We start from the raw sequence: 263 nt of genomic DNA, 5'->3' as shown, positions 1-263 counted from the left end.
CGCCAGTATGTTATTGCTGGTATTGGCGGACAATTTATTCTTGCTCTATCTCGGTTGGGAAGGCGTCGGTATCTGTTCATACTTACTCATTGGTTTTTATTATCATGACAGAGCCAATGGTCGGGCGGCGATGAAAGCCTTTACCGTCACCCGTGTGGGTGATGTGTTCTTAGCCTTTGGTTTGTTTTTATTATTCCGCGAATTTGGCACGCTTAATATTCAAGAGATTATTACGCGCGCTCCAGACGTGTTTGATATTAACA

General features: G+C 43.7%; 1 protein-coding gene. It reads left to right on the top strand.

Going from position 1 to position 263, the window contains the following annotated elements; genetic code table 11:
• Positions 1–263 (top strand): proton-conducting transporter transmembrane domain-containing protein (locus tag AAEZ03_RS27765; protein WP_350583106.1); only part of this gene is annotated, 263 nt, incomplete at both ends.

The organism is Pseudomonas sp. HY2-MNA-CIBAN-0224 (assembly GCF_040310285.1).
GTDB lineage: Bacteria > Pseudomonadota > Gammaproteobacteria > Pseudomonadales > Pseudomonadaceae > Aquipseudomonas > Aquipseudomonas helleri.
Note: the sequence above shows the minus strand (reverse complement) of the source record. Positions and strands in the feature narration are given on the sequence as shown.